Raw genomic sequence first — 239 nt, forward strand, 5'->3', positions numbered from 1 at the left:
CCTTGAGCACCTTGAGGTCCAGTAGCGCCGGTAGCACCTGTGTTACCTTGAGGTCCCTGAGGTCCAGTAGGTCCAGGAGGCCCGCCAGAAGGTCCGGTAGGTCCGGTAACTCCTATACCAGTAGCGCCAGTGGCACCGGTAGCACCTGTGTTACCTTGAACACCTTGAGGTCCAGTAGCACCAGTAGCGCCGGTAGCACCAGTAGCACCTGTGTTACCTTGAGCACCTTGAGGTCCAGT

General features: G+C 58.6%; 1 pseudogene. It reads right to left on the minus strand.

What is annotated here, in order from left to right:
• Nucleotides 1-239 (minus strand): annotated as a pseudogene (locus BLT20_RS31400) (collagen-like repeat preface domain-containing protein); the annotation flags it as partial.

It is taken from the genome of Bacillus sp. cl96 (assembly GCF_900100505.1).
In the GTDB taxonomy this organism is placed as follows: Bacteria; Bacillota; Bacilli; order Bacillales; family Bacillaceae_G; genus Bacillus_A; species Bacillus_A cereus.